23 protein-coding genes are annotated in these 20,585 nt (G+C 69.6%); 18 read left to right on the forward strand and 5 right to left on the reverse strand.

Annotated features, from left to right (window positions below; genetic code table 11):
• Window positions 1–35 precede the first annotated feature (35 nt).
• From IF67_RS0103335 to IF67_RS0103400, 14 genes are all read left to right on the forward strand, one after another.
• Window positions 36–683 (forward strand): L-threonylcarbamoyladenylate synthase, encoded by a 648-nt coding sequence (locus IF67_RS0103335; protein WP_030981892.1) that lies wholly within the window; start codon window positions 36–38, stop codon window positions 681–683.
• On the forward strand, window positions 680–1,357 hold the full coding sequence (locus tag IF67_RS0103340) for a protein-tyrosine-phosphatase (protein WP_420708591.1): 678 nt from the start codon (window positions 680–682) through the stop codon (window positions 1,355–1,357). Before IF67_RS0103335 ends, IF67_RS0103340 begins: the two co-directional genes overlap by 4 nt.
• A gap of 145 nt (window positions 1,358–1,502) precedes the next feature.
• The gene (gene glyA / locus IF67_RS0103345) at window positions 1,503–2,903 is read left to right on the forward strand and encodes a serine hydroxymethyltransferase (protein ID WP_030981896.1); all 1,401 of its coding nucleotides are present in this window, start codon (window positions 1,503–1,505) and stop codon (window positions 2,901–2,903) included.
• Between the two features lie 99 nt (window positions 2,904–3,002).
• On the forward strand, window positions 3,003–4,337 hold the full coding sequence (locus IF67_RS0103350; RefSeq protein ID WP_030981898.1) for an MraY family glycosyltransferase: 1,335 nt from the start codon (window positions 3,003–3,005) through the stop codon (window positions 4,335–4,337).
• A gap of 289 nt (window positions 4,338–4,626) precedes the next feature.
• Window positions 4,627–5,064 (forward strand): hypothetical protein, encoded by a 438-nt coding sequence (locus IF67_RS0103355; RefSeq protein WP_030981901.1) that lies wholly within the window; start codon window positions 4,627–4,629, stop codon window positions 5,062–5,064.
• 279 nt (window positions 5,065–5,343) lie between these two features.
• On the forward strand, window positions 5,344–6,138 hold the full coding sequence (atpB, locus tag IF67_RS0103360) for a F0F1 ATP synthase subunit A (RefSeq protein WP_030981903.1): 795 nt from the start codon (window positions 5,344–5,346) through the stop codon (window positions 6,136–6,138).
• Window positions 6,139–6,214: 76 nt separating this feature from the next.
• On the forward strand, window positions 6,215–6,463 hold the full coding sequence (atpE, locus tag IF67_RS0103365) for an ATP synthase F0 subunit C (protein WP_018087389.1): 249 nt from the start codon (window positions 6,215–6,217) through the stop codon (window positions 6,461–6,463).
• Between the two features lie 38 nt (window positions 6,464–6,501).
• Complete coding sequence (locus IF67_RS0103370; protein WP_030081257.1) at window positions 6,502–7,071, forward strand: F0F1 ATP synthase subunit B; 570 nt, start codon at window positions 6,502–6,504, stop codon at window positions 7,069–7,071.
• Complete coding sequence (locus tag IF67_RS0103375; protein ID WP_030981905.1) at window positions 7,068–7,883, forward strand: F0F1 ATP synthase subunit delta; 816 nt, start codon at window positions 7,068–7,070, stop codon at window positions 7,881–7,883. The genes IF67_RS0103370 and IF67_RS0103375 overlap by 4 nt, the downstream gene beginning before the upstream one ends.
• Before the next feature lie 214 nt (window positions 7,884–8,097).
• The gene (atpA, locus tag IF67_RS0103380; protein WP_030981907.1) at window positions 8,098–9,690 is read left to right on the forward strand and encodes a F0F1 ATP synthase subunit alpha; all 1,593 of its coding nucleotides are present in this window, start codon (window positions 8,098–8,100) and stop codon (window positions 9,688–9,690) included.
• Window positions 9,691–9,710: 20 nt separating this feature from the next.
• Entirely contained in the window at window positions 9,711–10,628 is a 918-nt protein-coding gene (locus IF67_RS0103385; RefSeq protein ID WP_030981910.1) for a F0F1 ATP synthase subunit gamma, read from the forward strand.
• 5 nt (window positions 10,629–10,633) lie between these two features.
• Window positions 10,634–12,076, forward strand: coding sequence for a F0F1 ATP synthase subunit beta (atpD, locus tag IF67_RS0103390; RefSeq protein ID WP_030981911.1), 1,443 nt, complete (start codon window positions 10,634–10,636; stop codon window positions 12,074–12,076).
• A 108-nt stretch (window positions 12,077–12,184) separates the two neighbouring features.
• On the forward strand, window positions 12,185–12,568 hold the full coding sequence (locus IF67_RS0103395) for a F0F1 ATP synthase subunit epsilon (RefSeq protein WP_030981912.1): 384 nt from the start codon (window positions 12,185–12,187) through the stop codon (window positions 12,566–12,568).
• 148 nt (window positions 12,569–12,716) lie between these two features.
• On the forward strand, window positions 12,717–13,160 hold the full coding sequence (locus IF67_RS0103400; protein ID WP_030981913.1) for a DUF2550 domain-containing protein: 444 nt from the start codon (window positions 12,717–12,719) through the stop codon (window positions 13,158–13,160).
• Window positions 13,161–13,315: 155 nt separating this feature from the next.
• On the opposite strand, the gene IF67_RS0103405 is transcribed toward IF67_RS0103400, so the two are convergent.
• Window positions 13,316–14,008, reverse strand: a complete 693-nt coding sequence (locus IF67_RS0103405; RefSeq protein ID WP_030981914.1) for a response regulator — start codon at window positions 14,006–14,008, stop codon at window positions 13,316–13,318.
• The gene (locus IF67_RS0103410; protein WP_030981917.1) at window positions 14,005–15,240 is read right to left on the reverse strand and encodes a sensor histidine kinase; all 1,236 of its coding nucleotides are present in this window, start codon (window positions 15,238–15,240) and stop codon (window positions 14,005–14,007) included. The genes IF67_RS0103405 and IF67_RS0103410 overlap by 4 nt, the downstream gene beginning before the upstream one ends.
• Window positions 15,241–15,412: 172 nt before the next feature.
• On the opposite strand from IF67_RS0103410, the gene IF67_RS0103415 reads away from it, so the two are divergent.
• Entirely contained in the window at window positions 15,413–16,000 is a 588-nt protein-coding gene (locus IF67_RS0103415; RefSeq protein ID WP_030981919.1) for a hypothetical protein, read from the forward strand.
• 61 nt (window positions 16,001–16,061) lie between these two features.
• Here the strand turns inward: IF67_RS0103415 and IF67_RS0103420 are convergent, their stop codons facing one another.
• The 3 genes from IF67_RS0103420 to IF67_RS0103430 are packed head-to-tail and all read right to left on the reverse strand — an operon-like array spanning window position 16,062 to window position 18,204.
• Complete coding sequence (locus IF67_RS0103420) at window positions 16,062–16,634, reverse strand: cob(I)yrinic acid a,c-diamide adenosyltransferase (protein ID WP_030081283.1); 573 nt, start codon at window positions 16,632–16,634, stop codon at window positions 16,062–16,064.
• A gap of 10 nt (window positions 16,635–16,644) precedes the next feature.
• Window positions 16,645–17,400, reverse strand: coding sequence for an ABC transporter permease (locus IF67_RS0103425; protein ID WP_030981921.1), 756 nt, complete (start codon window positions 17,398–17,400; stop codon window positions 16,645–16,647).
• 9 nt (window positions 17,401–17,409) lie between these two features.
• Window positions 17,410–18,204: an ABC transporter ATP-binding protein gene (locus IF67_RS0103430; protein ID WP_030981923.1), complete on the reverse strand. Its 795-nt coding sequence runs from the start codon at window positions 18,202–18,204 to the stop codon at window positions 17,410–17,412.
• Between the two features lie 80 nt (window positions 18,205–18,284).
• Here IF67_RS0103430 and IF67_RS0103435 point away from each other — a divergent pair, with 80 nt between their 5' ends.
• The 3 genes from IF67_RS0103435 (at window position 18,285) to IF67_RS0103445 (ending at window position 20,403) form a co-directional block, all read left to right on the forward strand.
• The gene (locus IF67_RS0103435) at window positions 18,285–18,926 is read left to right on the forward strand and encodes a TetR/AcrR family transcriptional regulator (RefSeq protein WP_030981930.1); all 642 of its coding nucleotides are present in this window, start codon (window positions 18,285–18,287) and stop codon (window positions 18,924–18,926) included.
• Between the two features lie 157 nt (window positions 18,927–19,083).
• On the forward strand, window positions 19,084–19,932 hold the full coding sequence (locus tag IF67_RS0103440; protein WP_030081289.1) for a 3-hydroxyacyl-CoA dehydrogenase family protein: 849 nt from the start codon (window positions 19,084–19,086) through the stop codon (window positions 19,930–19,932).
• A 147-nt stretch (window positions 19,933–20,079) separates the two neighbouring features.
• Window positions 20,080–20,403, forward strand: coding sequence for an STAS domain-containing protein (locus tag IF67_RS0103445; protein ID WP_006603077.1), 324 nt, complete (start codon window positions 20,080–20,082; stop codon window positions 20,401–20,403).
• Window positions 20,404–20,585: the final 182 nt, after the last annotated feature.

A 20,585-nucleotide genomic window follows, 5' to 3' on the forward strand; every position in this document is an offset into this window, starting at 1 on the left:
TCCGAAGTATTCGTTTCGCACGAGGAGGTCCCGTAATGGCACGGCGATACGACTGCAGCGACGCGACCGACCGCACCACCGGTCTGCGCGAGGCCGCCTCGGCCGTCCGCCGCGGTGAGCTGGTCGTGCTGCCGACCGACACCGTCTACGGCATCGGCGCGGACGCCTTCAGCGCCGAGGCGGTCGGCGACCTGCTGGAGGCCAAGGGCCGCGGCCGCGGTATGCCCTCCCCGGTCCTCGTCGGGTCCCCCAACACCCTGCACGGCCTGGTCACCGACTTCTCCGAGCAGGCCTGGGAGCTGGTCGACGCCTTCTGGCCCGGTGCGCTCACCCTCGTCGCCAAGCACCAGCCGTCGCTGACCTGGGACCTGGGCGAGACCCGTGGCACGGTCGCGGTGCGGATGCCGCTGCACCCCGTCGCGATCGAGCTGCTCACCGACTTCGGCCCGATGGCGGTCTCCAGCGCCAACCTCACCGGCCACCCGTCCCCGCAGGACTGCGACGCCGCACAGGAAATGCTGGGCGACTCTGTCTCCGTCTACCTCGACGGCGGCCCCACGCCCGCCGCCGTGCCCTCCTCGATCGTCGATGTCACCGGCAGGACCCCGGTGCTGCTGCGCGAAGGCGCGATCACCGCGGAGGAGCTGCGCAAGGTGGTACCCGAGCTCGAGGTGGCCAATTGATGGCGCCCCTGGGGCGTGGCATAGCGGGACCAGGCACCCACCCCCCTGTACCCCCCTCACCCCCTTTTCGGATTCTCCACGTCAGCACCGGCAACGTCTGCCGCTCGCCGATCACCGAGCGGCTGCACCGCCATGCCCTGGAACTGCGCCTGGGCGAGGCCCGCAGCGGCGGGCTGCTCGTGGAGAGCGCCGGCACCTGGGGCCATGAGGGCGCCCCGATGGAGACCCACGCCGCGACGGTGCTCACCGACTACGGCGCCGACCCGGCCGGCTTCCTCGGCCGTGAGCTGCTCGACGAGCACGTCATCCGCGCCGACCTGGTGCTCACCGCCACCCGTGACCACCGCGCCCAGGTCATCTCGATGGGCCACTCCGCGGGGCTGCGCACGTTCACGCTCAAGGAGTTCAACCGGCTGGTGCGGGCCATAGACCCCGCCACGCTGCCCGAGCCCGACCCGGACCGGCCGGACGGCGGGCTGGTCGAGCGCGCCCGCGCGCTGGTCGGCGCCGCCGCCGCGCTGCGCGGCTGGCTGCTGGCGCCCAACCCGGAGTCCGACGAGGTCTACGACCCCTACGGGGCCCCCATCACCTTCTTCCGCTCCATCGGCGACGAGATCAACCAGGCGCTCGACCCGGTCGTCACCGCCCTCACGGGGGTCCCGGCGCGAGCCTGAGGCCTGTCTCCCGGAGACCGGGGGAGGCAGGCCCCCTGAGGGCCTCTGTACGGGGGTGTGGACCCTGTCGGCCCGCACACCGCGCCCGATCGCCCCGCCGCGCCTACATTGGGACTACGTCCCCGTACGAGGCCCGGAGCAAGCGATGCCTGCCACCACCGCGTCACCCCGTAACGAGACCCCGGCCGCCCCTTCCCGGGCCGCAGAGCCCGCGCCGGGCGCCGGGCCGGCCGGGCCCGCTGAGAGCGCGGCGGACCCCGCACGGGCCGCCGCCCGTGACGCCGTCACCCGGCCGGCCGGTGCCCCGGACTTCGACGCCCTGCTGCGCCAGGACCCCGAGATCGCCGGCGTGCTGTTCGGTGAGAGCACCCGGCAGAGCGACGGGCTCCAGCTGATCGCCGCGGAGAACTTCACCTCACCGGCCGTCCTCGCCGCCCTCGGCTCCCTGCTGGGCAACAAATACGCCGAGGGCTATCCGGGCGCCCGGCACCACGGCGGCTGCGAGATCGTCGACCTCGCCGAGCGGATCGCGGTGGAACGCGCCAAGGCCCTGTTCGGCGCCGAACACGCCAACGTCCAGGCACACTCCGGGTCTTCGGCCGTTCTGGCCGCCTACGCCGCCCTGCTGCGCCCCGGTGACACCGTCCTGGCCATGTCCCTCCCGCATGGCGGACACCTCACCCACGGATCGCCCGCCAACTTCTCCGGCCGCTGGTTCGACTTCGTCGGCTACGGGGTCGACGAGCAGACCGGGCTGCTGGACTACGACGCGATCCGCGAGCTGGCCCGCGCTCGCCGGCCCAAGGCCATCGTCTGTGGCTCGATCTCCTATCCCCGGCACATCGACTACGCCGCCTTCCGCGACATCGCCGACGAGACCGGCGCCTATCTGATCGCGGATGTCGCGCACCCGCTCGGCCTGATCGCCGGGGGAGCGGCGCCCAGCCCCGTCCCGTACGCCCATGTGGTGTGCGGAACCACACACAAGGTGCTGCGCGGGCCGCGCGGCGGGCTGATCCTGTGCGGCGCGAAGCTGGCCGAGCGCATCGACCGGGCGGTGTTCCCCTTCACCCAGGGCGGTGCCCAGATGAACGCCGTCGCGGCCAAGGCCGTCGCCTTCGGGGAGGCCGCCACGCCCGCCTTCGGCGCGTACGCGCACCAGGTCGTCGCCAATGCCCGCACGCTCGCCGGGGCACTGGCCGGACACGGACTGACGATCACCACCGGCGGCACCGACACCCATCTGATCACCGCAGATACCGCCCCGCTCGGCCTGGACGCACGCACTGCGCGGGGCCGGCTGGCCGCCGCCGGGATCGTGCTGGACACCTGCGCACTGCCGTGCGCCGAGACCCCCGACGACCTCGCGGCCCGCCGGACCGGCGTCCGGCTGGGCACCGCCGCGGTGACGACGCAGGGGATGGGCGAGGCCGAGATGAAGGCGGTCGCCGAGCTGATCGTGGCGGCGCTGGAGGAGGACAGCACGACCCGCTCCCGGGCCGTCGCTTTGGTCCGCGGCTTTCCGCCTTATCCCGATCACGGATGATGGCGGGAACCACCCGCTGACACGAGGCGTCTACTCCTGTATTCACGGCCAGGGGGCAGACACGCATAGGGTGTGGGGCTGTGATGGCCAGCTATACCAATGGGGCAGCCCGTGCGTGAATACCTGCTGACGCTGTGCGTCACGGCCGCGGTGACCTACCTGCTGACCGGCCCGGTGCGGAAGTTCGCCATCGCGGCCGGTGCGATGCCGGAGATCCGCGCGCGTGATGTGCACCGCGAGCCGACGCCACGGCTCGGCGGTATCGCGATGTTCGGCGGGCTGTGCGCCGGTCTGCTGGTCGCCTCGCATCTGACCAACCTCAAGAGCGTCTTCGAGAACTCCAACGAGCCCAGGGCGCTGCTGTCCGGTGCCGCCCTGATCTGGATCCTCGGCGTCCTGGACGACAAGTGGGGCGTGGACGCGCTGGTCAAGCTCGGCGGCCAGATGATCGCCGCGGGCGTGATGGTCCTTCAGGGCCTGACGATCCTCTGGATCCCGATCCCCGGCGTCGGCACGGTCTCGCTGACCCCCATGCAGGGCACCCTGCTGACCGTCGCCCTCGTCGTGATCACCATCAACGCGGTGAACTTCGTCGACGGCCTGGACGGCCTCGCCTCCGGCATGGTGTGCATCGCCGCCGCGGCGTTCTTCATGTACGCGTACCGGATGTGGTTCGGCTACGGCATCGAAGCGGCCGCGCCGGCCACGCTGTTCTCGGTCGTTCTGATGGGCATGTGCCTGGGCTTCCTGCCGCACAACATGCACCCGGCGCGGATCTTCATGGGCGACTCGGGCTCGATGCTGATCGGTCTGGTGATGGCCGCGGGCGCGGTCTCGGTGACCGGCCAGGTGGACCCGGACCTGCTCAACGTGAAGGCGGGCGGTCTGCGTGAGGCGACCCACGCGATGGTGCCCGTCTACATCCCGCTGCTGCTGCCGCTGACGGTCATCGCGGTGCCGGTCGCCGACCTGGTCCTGGCGATCGTGCGGCGTACGTGGCAGGGCCAGTCGCCGTTCGCGGCCGACCGCGGGCATCTGCACCACCGGCTGCTGGAGATCGGGCACTCGCACAGCCGGGCCGTGCTGATCATGTACTTCTGGTCGGCCCTGATCGCGTTCGGCGCGGTCGCGTACTCGGTGAACAACGCCAGCATGTGGATCGTGCTGGGCATCGTGCTGCTGAGCGCGGTGGGGCTGGTGCTGCTCCTGATGCCGCGCTTCACGCCGCGCACGCCGCGCTGGGCGGAGTGGATGGTGCCGCCGCGCTACCGCCGGGTCGCCCATGCGACGGCACCGGCCGCGGAGACGGACGGCGAGAGCCCTGCCGAGCCGGAGGAGGAGCGCGAACCGGTCCCGGCGGGCATCAACGGGGCCACCGCGATCGGCGACCGCTCACGCTTCGTGGAACACCGGAGGGCGGGCAGTCACCGCTGATCCGCCGTCTCGATCGCCCGAACGCGGGACACGAATCGGGTCGGTTGACCCCATACCAGACAAAAAGCTGGCCGTCAGTGCACCAACGCGCACGTTCACGCTCAGGTGTGACAGGGTCCACACGAACCAGGTAAAGACCTCATCAAATAGTTTGTGATACCGTTCACGAAACCCGGCGACAGAGCCGAGGGAGCGTAGTGCGACGCTTCTTCTGCCTCAGGTTCCGCCTCAGGCCGGGTCTACGCTCGTCCCTGACGACATAACCCCCACCTTTTGCCGGAGCGCCGCCATGCAGTCGAATGACGCCCGACTACTTCTGCACGCCATTGTGCCCACGCTCGCCATCGGCGCCATCGCCGTTGCCGTGAGCGCTGTGGTCGCCGGCGCGACAGGAGCGATCGGCGCTGTCGTCGGCACCGTGCTGGTGCTGCTCGTCATGGGTGCAGGTCTGGTGGTCCTGCAGAAGACCGCGAAGAACCACCCGCAGCTGTTCCAGATGATGGGACTGCTGCTGTACACGGTGCAGATCCTCTTCGTGGCGGTCTTCCTGATCGCGTTCAAGGACACAACGTTTTTCGACACCAAGGCATTTGCGTTCACCTTGCTCGGCGCCACCCTCGTATGGATCGCGGCACAGACCCGCGGTCATATGAAGGCGAAGATTCTGTACGTGGACCCCGACTCCGCCGAGACGAAGAAGGCGGAGACGGCGGGGTCGCCGACGTGACACGTAGGGCCGGGATAAATGCCCTCTTGCGGGCCTGCTATCGTCCGGTGCCAACTGCGGCACAGTTGGCGCAGGCGGCTGAACTCCCCGGTTCCACTCGATGGAACGGGCGGTTCTCGCGGCCGATGCCTGTGATGTGGCCGGGCCCAGTGCCCGCCAGCCGCCCCCTAATCCGTAAGACCAGTCCAGTGCCGCTCCGTGGCTCAACGCCGCGCCGACACAACGAGGTTGCCGTACCCATGCGCCACGCTGAAGGAGCTCGCGGTGAGTGCTGAAACGATGCTCGCCTTCGAGACCGACTGCCACATCTTTTCCGGGTGCGGCTTCCCTGCTCCCGGGCTTCATTCGTTCGTCTTCCAGCCGCTGTTCACCATCAACGGCTTCGAGTTCAACAAGGTCATGCTGCTGGCGCTGCTCAGCACCGTCGTGGTCGTGTGGTTCTTCTGGGCGGCGTTCGGCAAGGCCAAGGTGGTCCCGGGCAAGCTGCAGATGATCGGCGAAGCGGGTTATGACTTCGTGCGCCGCGGGATTGTCTACGACGCGCTCGGCAAGAAGGAGGGCGAGAAGTACGTCCCCTTCATGGTCTCGCTGTTCTTCTTCGTCTGGATCATGAATCTGTGGTCGATCGTGCCGATCGCCCAGTTCCCGGTGACCTCGATCATCGCGTTCCCCGCCGGTCTCGCCGCGATCGTCTACATCACGTGGGTCACCCTGACCTTCAAGAGGCACGGCTTCGTCGGCGCGCTGAAGAACTTCAGCGGCTACGACAAGTCGCTCGGCGCGGTCCTGCCGATGCTGATCGTCATCGAGCTCCTCTCGAACCTGATCATCCGGCCCTTCACCCACGCGGTCCGGCTCTTCGCGAACATGTTCGCCGGTCACCTCCTGCTGCTGATGTTCACGATCGCCACCTGGTACCTGCTGAACGGATTCGGCGTGGTCTACGCCGGCGCCTCGTTCATCATGACCATCCTGCTGACCGCGTTCGAGCTGTTCATCCAGGCCGTGCAGGCGTACGTCTTCGTGCTCCTGACCGCGAACTACCTCCAGGGCGCGCTCGCCGAGCACCACTGAGCCCCTGTTTCCCCAGCCCCTATAGACGCCCGGTGGCCAACCCCCACCGGTCCGTGAAAGAGAAGGAAGTAACGGCATGTCCGCTGCTCTCGAGACTGTCAACCTCGCCGCCGGCGTCACCGGCAACCTCGGCTCGATCGGTTACGGCCTCGCCGCGATCGGCCCCGGCGTCGGCGTCGGCATCATCTTCGGTAACGGCACCCAGGCCCTCGCCCGTCAGCCCGAGGCTGCCGGCCTGATCCGCACCAACCAGATCATGGGCTTCGCCTTCTGTGAGGCGCTCGCCCTGATCGGCATCGTCATGGGCTTCCTCTTCAAGGCCTGACGGACTGCTGCAATCACCGACAGACGGAAGGCATTGATGTGAACGCCCTGGGCTTCAACATGGCGGCGGAGGTTCCTGAGAACCCCCTGATCCCGCCGATTCCAGAGCTGGTCATCGGCCTGATCGCTTTCTTCATCGTTTTCGGTTTCCTGGCCAAGAAGCTCCTCCCGAACATCAACAAGGTTCTGGACGAGCGTCGGAAGCTGATCGAAGGCCGGATGGAGGACGCCGAGGCGACTCAGGCCGAGGCCCAGCAGGTGCTCGCGGACTACCGCGCGCAGCTGGCCGACGCCCGCCACGAGGCCGCGCGACTGCGCCAGGAGGCGCAGGAGCAGGGCGCGACTCTCATTGCTGAGATGCGCGCCGAGGGTCAGCGGCAGCGCGAGGAGATCATCGCTGCCGGTCACGCCCAGATCGAGGCGGACCGTAAGCAGGCCGCTCAGGCGCTGCGCCGGGACGTCGGCACGCTCGCCGTCGACCTGGCCGGCAAGATCGTCGGCGAGTCCCTCGAGGAGCACGCCCGGCAGAGCCGGACCATCGACCGCTTCCTCGACGAGGTCGAGGGCAAGGCGGCCGCGGGCTCGACGAAGGCTGAGGCCGGCCGATGAACGGAGCGAGCCGCGAGGCACTCGCCTCCACACGCGAGCGTTTCGACGCGCTGACGGACGACACCTCCGTCGACGCGGCGAAGCTCGCCGAGGAGCTGGCTGCCGTCACCGCTCTGCTCGACCGCGAGGTGTCGCTGCGTCGGGTTCTGACCGACCCGGCGCAGCCCGGCGAGGCGCGGGCCGAACTGGCCGGGCGGCTGCTGGGCAGCCAGGTCGGCGGCCCGGCCGTCGACCTGGTGCGCGGCATGGTCCGGTCCCGCTGGTCGCGCTCGCGCGACCTCACGGACGCGCTCGAGGAGCTGGCCTACAGCGCCGACCTCGTCGCCGCGCAGCGGGCCGGCCAGCTCGACGACGTCGAGGACGAGCTGTTCCGGTTCGGCCGGATCGTCAGCTCCAACGGCGAGCTGCGGCGTGCGCTGACCGACCGGAACGCGACGGTCGCGGCGAAGACGGAGCTGTTGCACACGCTGCTGGGCGGCCGGGCGAACCCGGTCACCGAGCGCGTCGTGATCCGCCTTGTCGTACAGCCGCGGGGTCGTAGCCTGGAGGCGGGGCTCGATGCCCTCTCCAAGCTGGCGGCGAGCCGCCGGGACCGGATGGTCGCGGTGGTCACCTCCTCGGTGCCCCTCAGCGAAGGGCAGCGGCAGCGCCTGGGCGCTTCCCTGGCGCAGCTGTACGGACGGCAGATCCACCTGAACCTCGACGTGGACCCCGAGGTCCTCGGCGGAGTGCAGGTCCGGATCGGCGACGAGGTCATCAACGGGACCATCGCGGAGCGCCTCGACGAGGCGGCCCGGCGGATGGCCGGCTGACCCAGCCACCAACTCAAGAGCTGCACAACCGGCGGTCAGGCGCCGGACCAGCCGGCCGGACCGAGAGGTCCGGCTGCGGTCCGGAAGAGGCCCCGGGGACCAGCACAAGCACGACGGCGGCCCGAGTTGGGCCGTAAGCGGAAACCCCCTGGGGGACAGCCCCCCAGACACCCGCAAGTAACTTCGGGCCCAACAAGGAGAGCAGGGAACCCAGATGGCGGAGCTCACGATCCGGCCGGAGGAGATCCGGGACGCGCTGGAGAACTTCGTCCAGGCGTACAAGCCGGACGCGGCCTCGCGCGAGGAGGTCGGCACGGTCAGCGATGCCGGAGACGGCATCGCGCATGTCGAGGGCCTTCCCTCGGCGATGGCGAACGAACTGCTGAAGTTCGAGGACGGCACCCTCGGTCTTGCGCTGAACCTGGAAGAGCGCGAGATCGGTGCGGTCGTCCTCGGCGAGTTCAGCGGCATCGAGGAGGGCCAGCCGGTGCAGCGCACCGGTGAGGTGCTCTCGGTCGCCGTGGGCGAGGGCTACCTCGGCCGCGTCGTCGACCCGCTGGGCAACCCGATCGACGGCCTCGGCGAGATCGAGTCCGAGGACCGCCGCGCCCTGGAGCTTCAGGCTCCGGGCGTCATGGTCCGTAAGTCGGTCCACGAGCCCATGGAGACCGGCTACAAGGCCGTCGACTCCATGGTGCCGATCGGCCGTGGCCAGCGTCAGCTGATCATTGGTGACCGCCAGACCGGCAAGACCGCCCTGGCCGTCGACACGATCATCAACCAGCGCGACAACTGGCGCACCGGCGACCCGAAGAAGCAGGTCCGCTGCATCTACGTCGCCATCGGCCAGAAGGGCTCCACCATCGCGTCCGTGCGCGGCGCGCTGGAGGAGGCCGGCGCCCTGGAGTACACCACCATCGTCGCCGCCCCGGCGTCCGACCCGGCGGGCTTCAAGTACCTGGCGCCCTACACCGGCTCGGCCATCGGCCAGCACTGGATGTACCAGGGCAAGCACGTCCTGATCATCTTCGACGACCTCTCGAAGCAGGCCGACGCCTACCGCGCCGTGTCCCTGCTGCTGCGCCGTCCGCCGGGCCGTGAGGCCTACCCGGGCGACGTCTTCTACCTGCACTCGCGTCTGCTGGAGCGCTGCGCCAAGCTCTCCGACGAGATGGGTGCCGGCTCGATGACCGGTCTGCCGATCGTCGAGACCAAGGCGAACGACGTGTCGGCGTTCATTCCGACCAACGTCATCTCCATCACCGACGGCCAGTGCTTCCTGGAGTCCGACCTGTTCAACGCGGGCCAGCGCCCGGCGCTGAACGTCGGTATCTCCGTCTCCCGTGTCGGTGGCTCCGCCCAGCACAAGGCCATGCGGCAGGTCTCCGGCCGACTGCGTGTGGACCTCGCCCAGTACCGCGAGCTGGAGGCGTTCGCCGCCTTCGGTTCCGACCTGGACGCGGCCTCCAAGGCGCAGCTGGAGCGCGGTAAGCGCATGACCGAGCTGCTCAAGCAGGGTCAGTACGCCCCGTACGCCACCGAGGACCAGGTCATCTCCATCTGGGCCGGCACCAACGGCAAGATGGATGACGTCCCGGTCGAGGACGTCCGCCGCTTCGAGCGGGAGCTCCTGGACCACCTGCACCGGGAGAAGAAGGACCTGCTGACCAGCATCCGCGAGGGCGCCAAGATGTCCGACGACACCATCGGCGCGATCGCCGAGGCCGTCGACGGCTTCAAGCGGCAGTTCGAGACCTCGGACGGCAAGCTGCTCGGCGAGGACGCCCCGGCCGGCACCAGCAAGTGACGACGGAAGGGACCTGATCCATGGGAGCCAAGCTCCGGGTCTACAAGCGTCGCATCCGCTCCGTCACCGCGACCAAGAAGATCACCAAGGCGATGGAGATGATCGCCGCCTCGCGCGTCGTCAAGGCGCAGCGCCAGGTGGCGGCGTCGACGCCGTACGCGAGTGAACTGACCCGCGCGGTGACAGCGGTTGCCACGGGCTCGAACACCCCGCACCCGCTGACGACCGAGGTGGAGCAGCCCACCCGGGCCGCGCTGCTGCTCATCACGAGCGACCGCGGTCTGGCCGGCGGCTACTCCTCCAATGTCATCAAGGCCGCGGAGCAGCTCACCGAGCGGCTCAAGGCCGAGGGCAAGGAGGTCGACGCCTACATCGTCGGGCGCAAGGGTGTGTCGTACTACAGCTTCCGCGAGCGCAAGGTCGTGGAGTCGTGGACCGGTTTCACCGACAGCCCGACGTACGCGGACGCCAAGGCGATCTCCGCACCGCTGATCGAGGCCGTCCAGCGGGACACGGCCGAGGGCGGGGTGGACGAACTCCACATCGTCACCACCGAGTTCATCTCGATGATGACGCAGACGGCGATCGACGACCGGCTGCTGCCGCTCAGCCTCGGCAAGGCGGAGGAGTCGGAGGAGTCGTCCAAGGGCGAGATCCTTCCGCTCTTCGAGTTCGAGCCGTCGGCCGAGGACGTCCTCGACGCCCTGCTTCCGCGGTATGTCGAGTCGCGGATCTACAACGCGCTTCTGCAGGCCGCCGCCTCCAAGCACGCCGCCACGCGTCGTGCGATGAAGTCGGCGACCGACAATGCGGAAGACCTCATCAAGTCGCTCTCGCGGCTTGCCAACGCGGCCCGACAGGCCGAAATCACCCAGGAAATCAGCGAGATCGTCGGTGGTGCCAGTGCTCTGGCCGACGCGACCGCGGGGAGTGACTGACCACTATGACCACCACTGTTGAAACGGCCACGGCAACGGGCCGCGTCGCCCGGGTCATCGGCCCGGTCGTCGACGTGGAGTTCCCCGTCGACGCCATGCCGGAGATCTACAACGCGCTGACCGTCGAGGTCGCCGACCCGGCCGAGCAGGGCAAGCTCAAGAAGCTGACCCTCGAGGTCGCCCAGCACCTGGGCGACGGCCTGGTCCGTGCGATCTCCATGCAGCCCACCGACGGTCTGGTCCGCCAGGCCGCGGTGACCGACACCGGCGCCGGGATCACCGTCCCCGTCGGTGACGTCACCAAGGGCAAGGTGTTCAACACCCTCGGCGAGATCCTGAACGTGGACCCGTCCACGGTCGAGGTCACCGAGCGCTGGCCCATCCACCGCAAGGCCCCGACCTTCGACCAGCTCGAGTCCAAGACCGAGATGTTCGAGACCGGCGTCAAGGTCATCGACCTGCTGACCCCGTACGTCAAGGGCGGCAAGATCGGTCTGTTCGGTGGTGCCGGTGTCGGCAAGACCGTTCTGATCCAGGAAATGATCTACCGCGTGGCCAACAACCACGACGGTGTGTCGGTGTTCGCCGGTGTCGGCGAGCGCACCCGTGAGGGCAACGACCTCATCGAGGAAATGACGGAGTCCGGCGTCATCGACAAGACCGCACTGGTCTTCGGTCAGATGGACGAGCCCCCGGGCACCCGTCTGCGCGTCGCCCTGGCCGGTCTGACCATGGCGGAGTACTTCCGCGATGTGCAGAAGCAGGACGTCCTCTTCTTCATCGACAACATCTTCCGGTACACCCAGGCGGGTTCCGAGGTGTCGACCCTGCTCGGCCGTATGCCCTCCGCGGTGGGTTACCAGCCGAACCTGGCCGACGAGATGGGTCTCCTCCAGGAGCGCATCACCTCGACCCGTGGTCACTCGATCACCTCGATGCAGGCGATCTACGTCCCCGCGGACGACCTGACCGACCCGGCGCCGGCCACCACCTTCGCCCACCTGGACGCGACGACCGTTCTGTCGCGTCCGATCTCGGAGAAGGGCATCTACCCGGCGGTCGACCCGCTGGACTCGACGTCCCGGATCCTGGACCCCCGCTACATCACGCAGGAGCACTACGACTGCGCCTCGCGCGTCAAGACGATCCTGCAGAAGTACAAGGACCTCCAGGACATCATCGCGATTCTGGGTATCGACGAGCTCGGCGAGGAGGACAAGCTCACCGTCCACCGCGCCCGTCGTATCGAGCGGTTCCTGTCGCAGAACACCCACGTGGCGAAGCAGTTCACCGGTGTCGACGGCTCGGACGTCCCGCTCGACGAGTCGATCACCGCGTTCAACGCGATCGCGGACGGCGACTACGACCACTTCCCCGAGCAGGCGTTCTTCATGTGCGGTGGCATCGAGGACCTGAAGGCCAATGCCAAGGAGCTGGGCGTCTCCTGACCCCGGTACCGGTTCCGGGGGCGGCCCTGGCCGCCCCCGGTCCGTACGACCACTAGTATTTGACCCAACATCTGCCGAGCCAGGCAGGTGGAGACCCGAGGAGCCATCGTGGCTGAGCTGCACGTCGAGTTGGTCGCCGCGGACCGTCAGGTCTGGTCCGGCGAGGCCAGCCTGGTCGTCGCGCGCACCTCGTCGGGCGACATCGGAGTCATGCCCGGACACCAGCCGCTGCTCGGCGTGCTGCAGTCGGGCCCGGTGACGATTCGTACGACCGGCGAGAGCGGGGACGGCACCGTCGTCGCCGCAGTGCACGGCGGCTTCATCTCTTTCGCCGACAACAAGCTGTCTCTGCTCGCAGAGGTGGCCGAACTGTCGGACGAGATCGATGTCCAGCGCGCGGAGCGGGCCCTGGAGCGAGCGAAGTCGGACGCTGACGCGGCCGCCGAGCGTCGCGCCGATGTCCGGCTGCGTGCGGTGACGGGCGTTCACTGAGCCCCGTCACCGACGAGATCGATCCTCAGCCGCGGGCTGCCCGGAGTTGTCCGGAGCGGCCCGCGGCTGAGGCAATGCAGGTGCGTTTCCCTCCCCCACGCCGGAACGACGCGGGGGCACCCCCACCGAGGCGAGGAGGTCGGTCGAGATGGTCCTCGCTCTGCTTGTGAGCGGCGCGGTCGTGGTACTGGTGCTGCTGGGGCTGTTCGTCTTCGGACTGAGGCGGCGGCTCATCCAGCGGTCCGGTGGCACCTTCGATTGCAGCCTGCGCTGGAACGTGCCGGAGAACGAGACCGGCGGCAAGGGCTGGATCTACGGTGTGGCGCGCTACAACGGCGACCGGATCGAATGGTTCCGGGTGTTCTCGTACGCGCCCCGGCCACGCCGTCTCCTGGAGCGCTCCGCCATCGAGGTCCTGGAGCGCCGCACCCCTCAGGGCGAGGAGGAGCTGGCGCTGCTCTCCGACTCCATCGTGCTGGCCTGCCGGCACCGTGGCACCCACCTGGAACTGGCGATGAGCGAGGACGCGCTCACCGGCTTCCTCGCCTGGCTGGAGGCGGCTCCGCCCGGACAGCGGGTGAACGTGGCCTGATCGCGCGGCCCGGGGGAACAACCCCCGAGCTTGTTGCGTTCTGGCCCCGCAGGGGGGCTGTCCACCCCCTACGGGACGTGTTCGACGACGCCCTACGGGCCGTCCACGTCCTGCGGGCGGTACAGGGACTACGGCCTCCGCCCTCGCCCCTGCCCCTAAGGCCCGTCCACCCCCAACTCCTGTGCCAGCACGGCCGCTTGCACCCGGCTGCGCAGGTCCAGCTTCGCCAGCAGCCTGCTGACGTGTGTTTTCACGGTGGCCTCCGCCATGGCCAGGCGGAGCGCGATATCGGCGTTCGACAGCCCCCGCCCCAGACACCCCAGTACCTCCCGCTCGCGTGGCGTCAGCGCGTCCAGGACCGCCGGATCCGGCGCCTCGCCCTCCCGGGCAGAACGCCGCACCGGCGTGCGGGGGCTCGCGAACTCCGCGATCAGCCGCCGGGTCACCGCCGGAGCGATCAGCCCCTCGCCGGCCGCCACGGTGCGCACCGCGGTCAGCAGCGCGGCCGCGTCGCTGTCCTTGAGGAGAAAGCCGGCCGCCCCCGCCCGTAGCGCCCCGAAGACATATTCGTCCAGGTCGAAGGTGGTCAGCACCAGCACATCCGCCAGCTTCTCGGAGACCACCTGCCGGGTGGCGGAGACCCCGTCGAGGCGGGGCATCTGGATGTCCATGAGGACGAGGGCGGGTCGCAGCTCGCGGGCGAGCCGTACCGCCTCCTCGCCGTCCTCCGCCTCCCCGACGACCTCGATGTCGGGGGCGGAGCGCAGGATGAGGACCAGCCCGGCCCGTACGGCGGACTGGTCCTCGGCGACGAGAACCCGGATCGGCTGCGCGTCGGCGCCTGTCATCGTTGCTCTTCCTCCTCGGCGGCGGGCAACGCTGCCCGCACCAGCCAGACTGTGCCGGCCGGCCCGCTCTCGGGGCCGGCCTCGAATGCTCCGCCCAGCAGGGCGATCCGCTCACGCATCCCGACCAGACCGGTGCCGGAGCCGGGCGCACGGGGGCCGGGCCGGTCGGCGAACGGGCTGCGGACGGCGACGGTGAGCGCCCCGCCGCGGTCATGGGCCAGGCGCACCAGCACCTCGCCGGGCGCGGCGTGCTTGAGGGCGTTGGTCAGCGACTCCTGGACGATGCGGTAGGCGGCCAGCTCCACCGGGGCCGCCGGTACCGGCCCTGCCCCCGGGCCGTCCGGGTTCCGGGCGTCGTCCAGCACGAAGGTCAGTCCGCTGCTCCGGCCGCTCGTACGGGCCTGGTCGATCAGGGCGTCCAGTCCGTCGAGCGTGGGCGTCGCGGCGGGCTCCTCGTCCTCGTCGTCCGCCTTCGGGCCCCGCAACAGCCCGATGAGACGGCGCATTTCGGCCAGACCTTGCACGCTGTTCTCACGGATCACCCCGAGCGCCTCGCGGGTCGCCGACGGGTCGTCGATGGACTGTGCCGCGGTCGAGTGGATCGCGATGGCGGACAGGTGGTTGGCGACCATGTCGTGCAGCTCGCGCGCCATCCGTGCCCGCTCGCCGGCCACCGCCTGCGTCCGGTCGATCTCGGCCAGCAGCGCGATCTGCTCGGCCCGCAGCTGGGCGGCCTGCGCGGCGTCGCGGTGATTGCGGAGGATGATGCCGGTCCAGGCGGGGGTGATGGTGACCAGCGCGATGCCGATGATGGCCATCACGACCTGCGGGGTCTGCCAGACCGCGGTCAGTGCGATGGCCGCCAGGAGCGTCACCAGGACGGAGTGCAGCGGGATCCGGCGGGCCGCGCCCGGCGGGCCGTAGAGCACCGCCGCGTAGACCACGTCGGTGAACATCAGGACGGTGGCGACCAGGGTGCCCGCGGAGATGTCCAGTGCCAGGGCCGGCACCGCGAGGCCCAGCGCCGCCATCGGGGCCGTACGGCGCATCAGTTCGGCCACCGACATGGCGGCGAGCGCGACCAGGGTGAGGGAGGGGGGCAGCCCCAGGAGCGAGGGACCGCCGTGCAGATTCAGCGCCCAGAGCAGCAGCCCGCCGAGCAGCCCGCCGCCCGCGATGAGGACATCGAGGCGGTGCGGCCGGCCGGGGGCGGCGAGGGATCTGGCGGTCACCCCTCCATCAAACACGGCGCCGGGGCCCGTTGCCTCCACGTCCGGGTCATCCCCGTACGGCGCGTGCTACATCGAAAGATGCAGTGCCGGATCATCGCGTGCGACGACGTGGCGGGCGGCGGCCGCTGGAAGGCTTGAGGTGTTCGGTGGAGAGACCTGAAAGGAGACAGCCGTGATCGTCGCCCTGATCATCGCCTGCGAGGTCGGCTTCTGGGTGCTGCTGGTCGCCGGTCTGGCGCTGCGCTATCTGGCCCGGATGCCGCGTACCGGGGCGGCGGTGCTCCTGATGGAGCCGCTGCTGGAGCTGATCTTGCTGATCGTCACGGCGATCGACCTGAAGAACGGGGCCGCGGCGGACTGGAAACACGGCCTGGCCGCCGTCTACATCGGCTTCACGGTCGCCTACGGCCACCACACGATCAAGTGGGTCGACGGGCACTTCTCGCACCGCTTCGCGGGCGGCCCGCCACCGGCCAAGGTGGGCTACGGCCTGGCCCGCGCCAAGCACGAGGGGAAGCTGTGGCTGCGCACGGTGCTGATGGCAGTGGTCGCGTGCGGCCTGCTCCAGGCCGCGATCTGGTACGTCGGTGACGGCGGCGACACCACCTCGCTGCACGAGTGGCAGGGCACCTCGCTGAAGATCGTCAGCATCCACGGCCTGATCGCGCTGAGCTACCTCATCTGGCAGAAGAAGGACCCGGGCCGGACGGCCGCCCCCGAGGAGGCGGCCTCGCCGCAGCAGCAGAAGACGCTGAGCTGAGGGGCAGCCCTCAGGACGGGGGAGGGGGCCCTTGAGGAGCCCCCCGGCGCCCGGCGGCCGGTCAGCGCTCTCCGCCCGGCACCCACAGCACGTCCCCGACCTCCTTGTTGGCCGTACGGGCCAGGATGAACAGGAGGTCGGAGAGGCGGTTGAGGTAGGTGGCGGTCAGCGGGTTCATGGTCTCGCCGTGTTCCTCGAAGGCGGCCCAGGTCGAGCGCTCCGCACGGCGGACGACCGTGCACGCCTGGTGCAACAGCGCGGCGCCGGCCGTACCGCCGGGAAGGATGAAGCTGCGCAGCTTCTCCAGCTCCGCCAGGAAGCGGTCGCAGTCCGCCTCCAGCTTGTCGATATAGCTCTGCTCGACGCGCAGCGGCGGGAATTCCGGGTTCTCCGCCACCGGCGTCGACAGGTCCGCGCCGACATCGAACAGGTCGTTCTGCACCCGCAGCAGCACCGCGGCGACGTCCTCGGGGAGCGAGCCGAGCGCCAGGGCCACGCCGATCGCCGCATTGGCCTCGTTGGCGTCCGCGTACGCCGAGATCCGCGAGTCGGTCTTGGCGGTGCGGCTCATGTCGCCGAGGGCGGTGGTGCCCTTGTCGCCGGTGCGGGTGTAGATGCGCGTCAGATTCACCATATGGGCGAGCCTACGCCGCGGACCTGCGGAAGGCCCGGGTGCAATAGGTCACGGACAGCGCGGCGAATGCGACCGCCACCAGCACGCCGTAGAGCATGGCCGAGGAGGCGTAGGAGCCGACGAACGCCGCGCGCACCGCGTCCACGAGATAGCGGAACGGCATGAAGTGCGAGAGCACATCGAGCCACTTGGGGCCCAGTGCCATCGGCAGCATCAGCCCGGACAGCAGCATCGAGGGCATGGTGACGGCGTTGATGACCGGGCCGAACTCCTGCGGGGTGCTGACCCTCAGCGCCAGCGCGTACGACAGCGAGGCCAGCGCCACGGTCAGCACGGCGACGAACGCCAGGCCGATGAGGATGCCGGGCAGCGGTGCGCGCAGCCCCATCACCAGCGCGGCCAGCACCAGCAGCACCGCCTGGAACACGAACAGCACGGCGTCCCGCAGCACCCGCCCCAGCAGCAGCGCCAGCCGGCTCACCGGCGTCACCCGCATCCGCTCCACCACCCCGTACTGCTTCTCGACGATGATGCCGAAACCGCAGAACGAGGCCCCGAACAGGCCGAGTTGGAGCAGCAGGCCGGGCACCAGCACCTGCCAGGAGCTGCCGGACGAGGACAGTGGCAGATCGGTCAGCAGCGGGCCGAAGAAGAGCAGGTACAGCAGCGGCATCAGCACGCCGAAGAGCATCTGGAGCTTGGAGCGCAGCGTCTGGCGGGCGTACCGCCCGAAGACCAGTGCGGTGTCGGAGAGGAACGGGGACAAGGAGGGCTCCTAGGGCCTGTCGTGGACGGTGAGGGGGGACGGGTCCTGCGGCGCGGGGGTGCTCCCGGTGAGGGCGAGGAAGGCGTCCTGGAGGGACGCGCCGGGGGAGCCGGCATGGGCGCGCTTGAGGGCCTCCGGTGTGCCCTCCGCGACCACCACGCCCTTGTCGATGATCACCAGTCGGTCGGCCAGCGCATCGGCCTCGTCGAGGTAGTGCGTGGTCAGGAAGACGGTGGTGCCGTGCTCGGCGCGGATGCGGCGGATCAGCTCCCACAGATCGGCGCGGCTGCCCGGGTCGAGCCCGGTGGTCGGCTCGTCGAGGAACAGCACCTCGGGGCGGTGGGTGAGGCCCATCGCGATGTCCAGCCGGCGCCGCTGGCCGCCGGAGAGCGTGGCGGTCCTGCGGTCGAGCAGCCCGTCCAGGCCCAGTTCGGCGGCCAACTCCTCGGCACGGGCGAGGGCTTCGGCCTTGCCGAGGCGGTAGAGGCGGGCCTGGGTGACCAGCTCCTCGCGCACCGGGACATGGGGGTCGACGCCGCCGGACTGGGCGACGTAACCGGAGGCGCGGCGCACGCCGGCCGGGTCGCGGACGAGGTCGCAGCCGGCGACGGTCGCGGTGCCGCCGGTGGGGGTCAGCAGGGTCGTGAGCATCCGCAGGGTGGTGGTCTTCCCGGCGCCGTTGGGCCCGAGGAAGCCGAGGATCTCGCCGCGCTCGGCGGTGAGATCGATGCCCCGTACGGCCTCGACGGTGCCGCGTTCGGTGGTGAAGGTCCGGGCGAGTCCGGACGCGTGGAGGACTGGCATGCCCACAGAAAAACAGAGGGAATGAAAAATTGCAACGCCCCCAAAATTTCACTGAGCCCAACGAAAGGTAGGGTGAGGGCATGGCAGAGGGGCTCAGGGAGCGGAAGAAGCGGCAGACCCGGCAGTACATCTCGGACGTGGCCACCGGCCTGTTCATGGCGCGCGGCTTCGACGCGGTGACCATCGCGGAGGTCGCCGAGGCCGCGGACGTCTCCGTCAACACCGTCTACAACTACTTCCCGGCCAAGGAGGATCTCTTCTTCGACCGGAGCAAGGGCGTCCTGGACAGGCTCTCGCGCTTCGTGCGCGGCCGGCCGGCCGGGGAGTCCGCGGCCGCCGCCGTGCTGCGGGAGCTGCGCGAGGAGGTCGAGGCGGTCTCCCCGCGGGTCGGACTGATGGAGGGTTACGACCAGTTCATGCGCGTGGTGCACGGGGCGCCCACCCTCAAGGCCCGCCTCTGGTACATGCAGCAGGAGATCCACCTCAACCTGGAGGAAACGCTCCGGGAGGAGACCAGCGCGGCGGCCGACGACCCGATGCCGGGTCTGATGGCGGGACAGATCGGCTGGGTGCACCAGAGCCTGATGGGCTGGATCGCGCACGAGATGCTCGCCGGCCGCAAGCCCGCCGAGGCCTCGCGGGATGCCCTCGTCCTCCTCGACGAGATGGAAGAGCTGCTCGGCGAAAAGGTCCTCAACTACGCCGTACGGACGACCGACTGACGGCGGGCTGTCCGGATCCCGGCCCGCCCCGGGCGCCCCGTCGGTGTGACGTCCGTCATCTGAGACGTGACGCGCATCTCTTACCCTCCAAACGATCGCTTACGACCGCTAACGTCACCCGGGACCGTCAAATGCACAGGGTGTGAGGGGACAAGCAGTGGCAAAGAAGCTCGCCGTCATCGGGGCCGGACTCATGGGGTCCGGTATCGCGCAGGTCTCGGCCCAGGCGGGCTGGGACGTGGTTCTTCGCGATGTGACGGAGGGGGCGCTGGCCCGGGGCAAGGGTGGCATCGAGGCGTCGTTCGAGAAGTTCGTCGCCAAGGGCAAGCTGTCGGCGGCCGACGCCGAGCAGTCGCTGGCCCGGATCACCACCACGACCGACCTGGAGGCCGCCGCCGACGCCGATATCGTCGTCGAGGCCGTCTTCGAGCGGATCGACGTCAAGCGCGAGATCTTCCAGTCGCTGGACAAGCTGGTCAAGGACGAGGCGGTGCTGGCCTCCAACACGTCGGCCATCCCGATCACCAAGATCGCCGCGGCCACCTCCCGTCCCGAGCGGGTCGTCGGTACGCACTTCTTCTCGCCGGTGCCGATGATGCAGCTGTGCGAGCTGGTGCGCGGCTACAAGACCAGCGACGAAGCCCTCGCCACGGCCCGGCAGTTCGCCGAGTCGGTCGGCAAGACCTGCGTCGTCGTCAACCGCGATGTGGCCGGCTTCGTCACCACCCGCCTGATCTCGGCGCTGGTCGTCGAGGCCGCCAAGCTCTACGAATCCGGCGTCGCCAGCGCCGAGGACATCGACATCGCCTGCAAGTTGGGCTTCGGCCACGCGATGGGACCGCTGGCCACCGCCGACCTGACGGGCGTCGACATCCTGATGCACGCCACCGACAACATCTACACCGAGTCCCAGGACGAGAAGTTCGCGCCGCCGGAGATCATGCGGCGAATGGTCGATGCGGGCGATATCGGCCGCAAGAGTGGGCAGGGCTTCTACAAGCACTGATGCCGCGTCAGCCCCATTGGCCCGATGGGGTCACCCCACGGGGTGAATTCGGTATCGGTTCGCTTACAGGCGGCAACTTCGCCGCATGAGAGGCAGTCAGATCTGTAGACGTCCAGGCGTCACCACCCATGAGATCGGGGAGCGCATATGCACATCAGGGGCGACCACGCCGAGCTGGTCGTCGGGGGCCGCCTCGACGTCCGCAGCGCGGCGGACGCCCGTACGGCCCTGCACGCCGCCGTCGACTCCGGTCGGGGCGATCTCGTGCTGGACCTGACCGAGCTGGATTCCTGGGACGCCACCGGCCTCGGCGTGATCATGGGCGCGCACCGCCGCGCCGGCCGGGTCAACCGCAGGCTGGTGCTGCGCGGAGTGCCGCCCCAGATGCAGCGCCTGCTGGTCGCCACCCGGCTGCACCGCATCCTCGCCATCGAGGGCGGCATCGAAGCGGAAACGCTTCCCCGGGTGTGAGGCCGGTGCGGTCGGCCGCCCGGCGTCCCGCAGACGGGGCCGGGGCACCCTCCCGGGCGATCAGGATCGGACCTCAAAGCGTGACGAAAACTGAAGAGCTGAGCGGCAGAAATGTCGCAAACCGCGTGATACCGACCAATCCAGGAACTTCTGGTCAGGACCGGCCCCCGCCGGTGCACCGG

Source organism: Streptomyces sp. NRRL S-1813 (assembly GCF_000719605.1).
GTDB lineage: Bacteria > Actinomycetota > Actinomycetes > Streptomycetales > Streptomycetaceae > Streptomyces > Streptomyces decoyicus.

Excerpts from the sequence above, each read along its gene's own strand:
- IF67_RS0103335 (WP_030981892.1), top strand. The coding sequence starts at position 36 with ATGGCACGGCGATACGACTGCAGCGACGCGACCGACCGCACCACCGGT.
- glyA (WP_030981896.1), top strand. The coding sequence starts at position 1,503 with ATGCCTGCCACCACCGCGTCACCCCGTAACGAGACCCCGGCCGCCCCT.
- IF67_RS0103350 (WP_030981898.1), top strand. The coding sequence starts at position 3,003 with ATGGGGCAGCCCGTGCGTGAATACCTGCTGACGCTGTGCGTCACGGCC.
- IF67_RS0103355 (WP_030981901.1), top strand. The coding sequence starts at position 4,627 with ATGCAGTCGAATGACGCCCGACTACTTCTGCACGCCATTGTGCCCACG.
- atpB (WP_030981903.1), top strand. The coding sequence starts at position 5,344 with ATGCTCGCCTTCGAGACCGACTGCCACATCTTTTCCGGGTGCGGCTTC.
- atpE (WP_018087389.1), top strand. The coding sequence starts at position 6,215 with ATGTCCGCTGCTCTCGAGACTGTCAACCTCGCCGCCGGCGTCACCGGC.
- IF67_RS0103375 (WP_030981905.1), top strand. The coding sequence starts at position 7,068 with ATGAACGGAGCGAGCCGCGAGGCACTCGCCTCCACACGCGAGCGTTTC.
- atpA (WP_030981907.1), top strand. The coding sequence starts at position 8,098 with ATGGCGGAGCTCACGATCCGGCCGGAGGAGATCCGGGACGCGCTGGAG.
- IF67_RS0103385 (WP_030981910.1), top strand. The coding sequence starts at position 9,711 with ATGGGAGCCAAGCTCCGGGTCTACAAGCGTCGCATCCGCTCCGTCACC.
- atpD (WP_030981911.1), top strand. The coding sequence starts at position 10,634 with ATGACCACCACTGTTGAAACGGCCACGGCAACGGGCCGCGTCGCCCGG.
- IF67_RS0103400 (WP_030981913.1), top strand. The coding sequence starts at position 12,717 with ATGGTCCTCGCTCTGCTTGTGAGCGGCGCGGTCGTGGTACTGGTGCTG.
- IF67_RS0103405 (WP_030981914.1), bottom strand. The coding sequence starts at position 14,008 with ATGACAGGCGCCGACGCGCAGCCGATCCGGGTTCTCGTCGCCGAGGAC.
- IF67_RS0103420 (WP_030081283.1), bottom strand. The coding sequence starts at position 16,634 with ATGGTGAATCTGACGCGCATCTACACCCGCACCGGCGACAAGGGCACC.
- IF67_RS0103430 (WP_030981923.1), bottom strand. The coding sequence starts at position 18,204 with ATGCCAGTCCTCCACGCGTCCGGACTCGCCCGGACCTTCACCACCGAA.
- IF67_RS0103435 (WP_030981930.1), top strand. The coding sequence starts at position 18,285 with ATGGCAGAGGGGCTCAGGGAGCGGAAGAAGCGGCAGACCCGGCAGTAC.
- IF67_RS0103445 (WP_006603077.1), top strand. The coding sequence starts at position 20,080 with ATGCACATCAGGGGCGACCACGCCGAGCTGGTCGTCGGGGGCCGCCTC.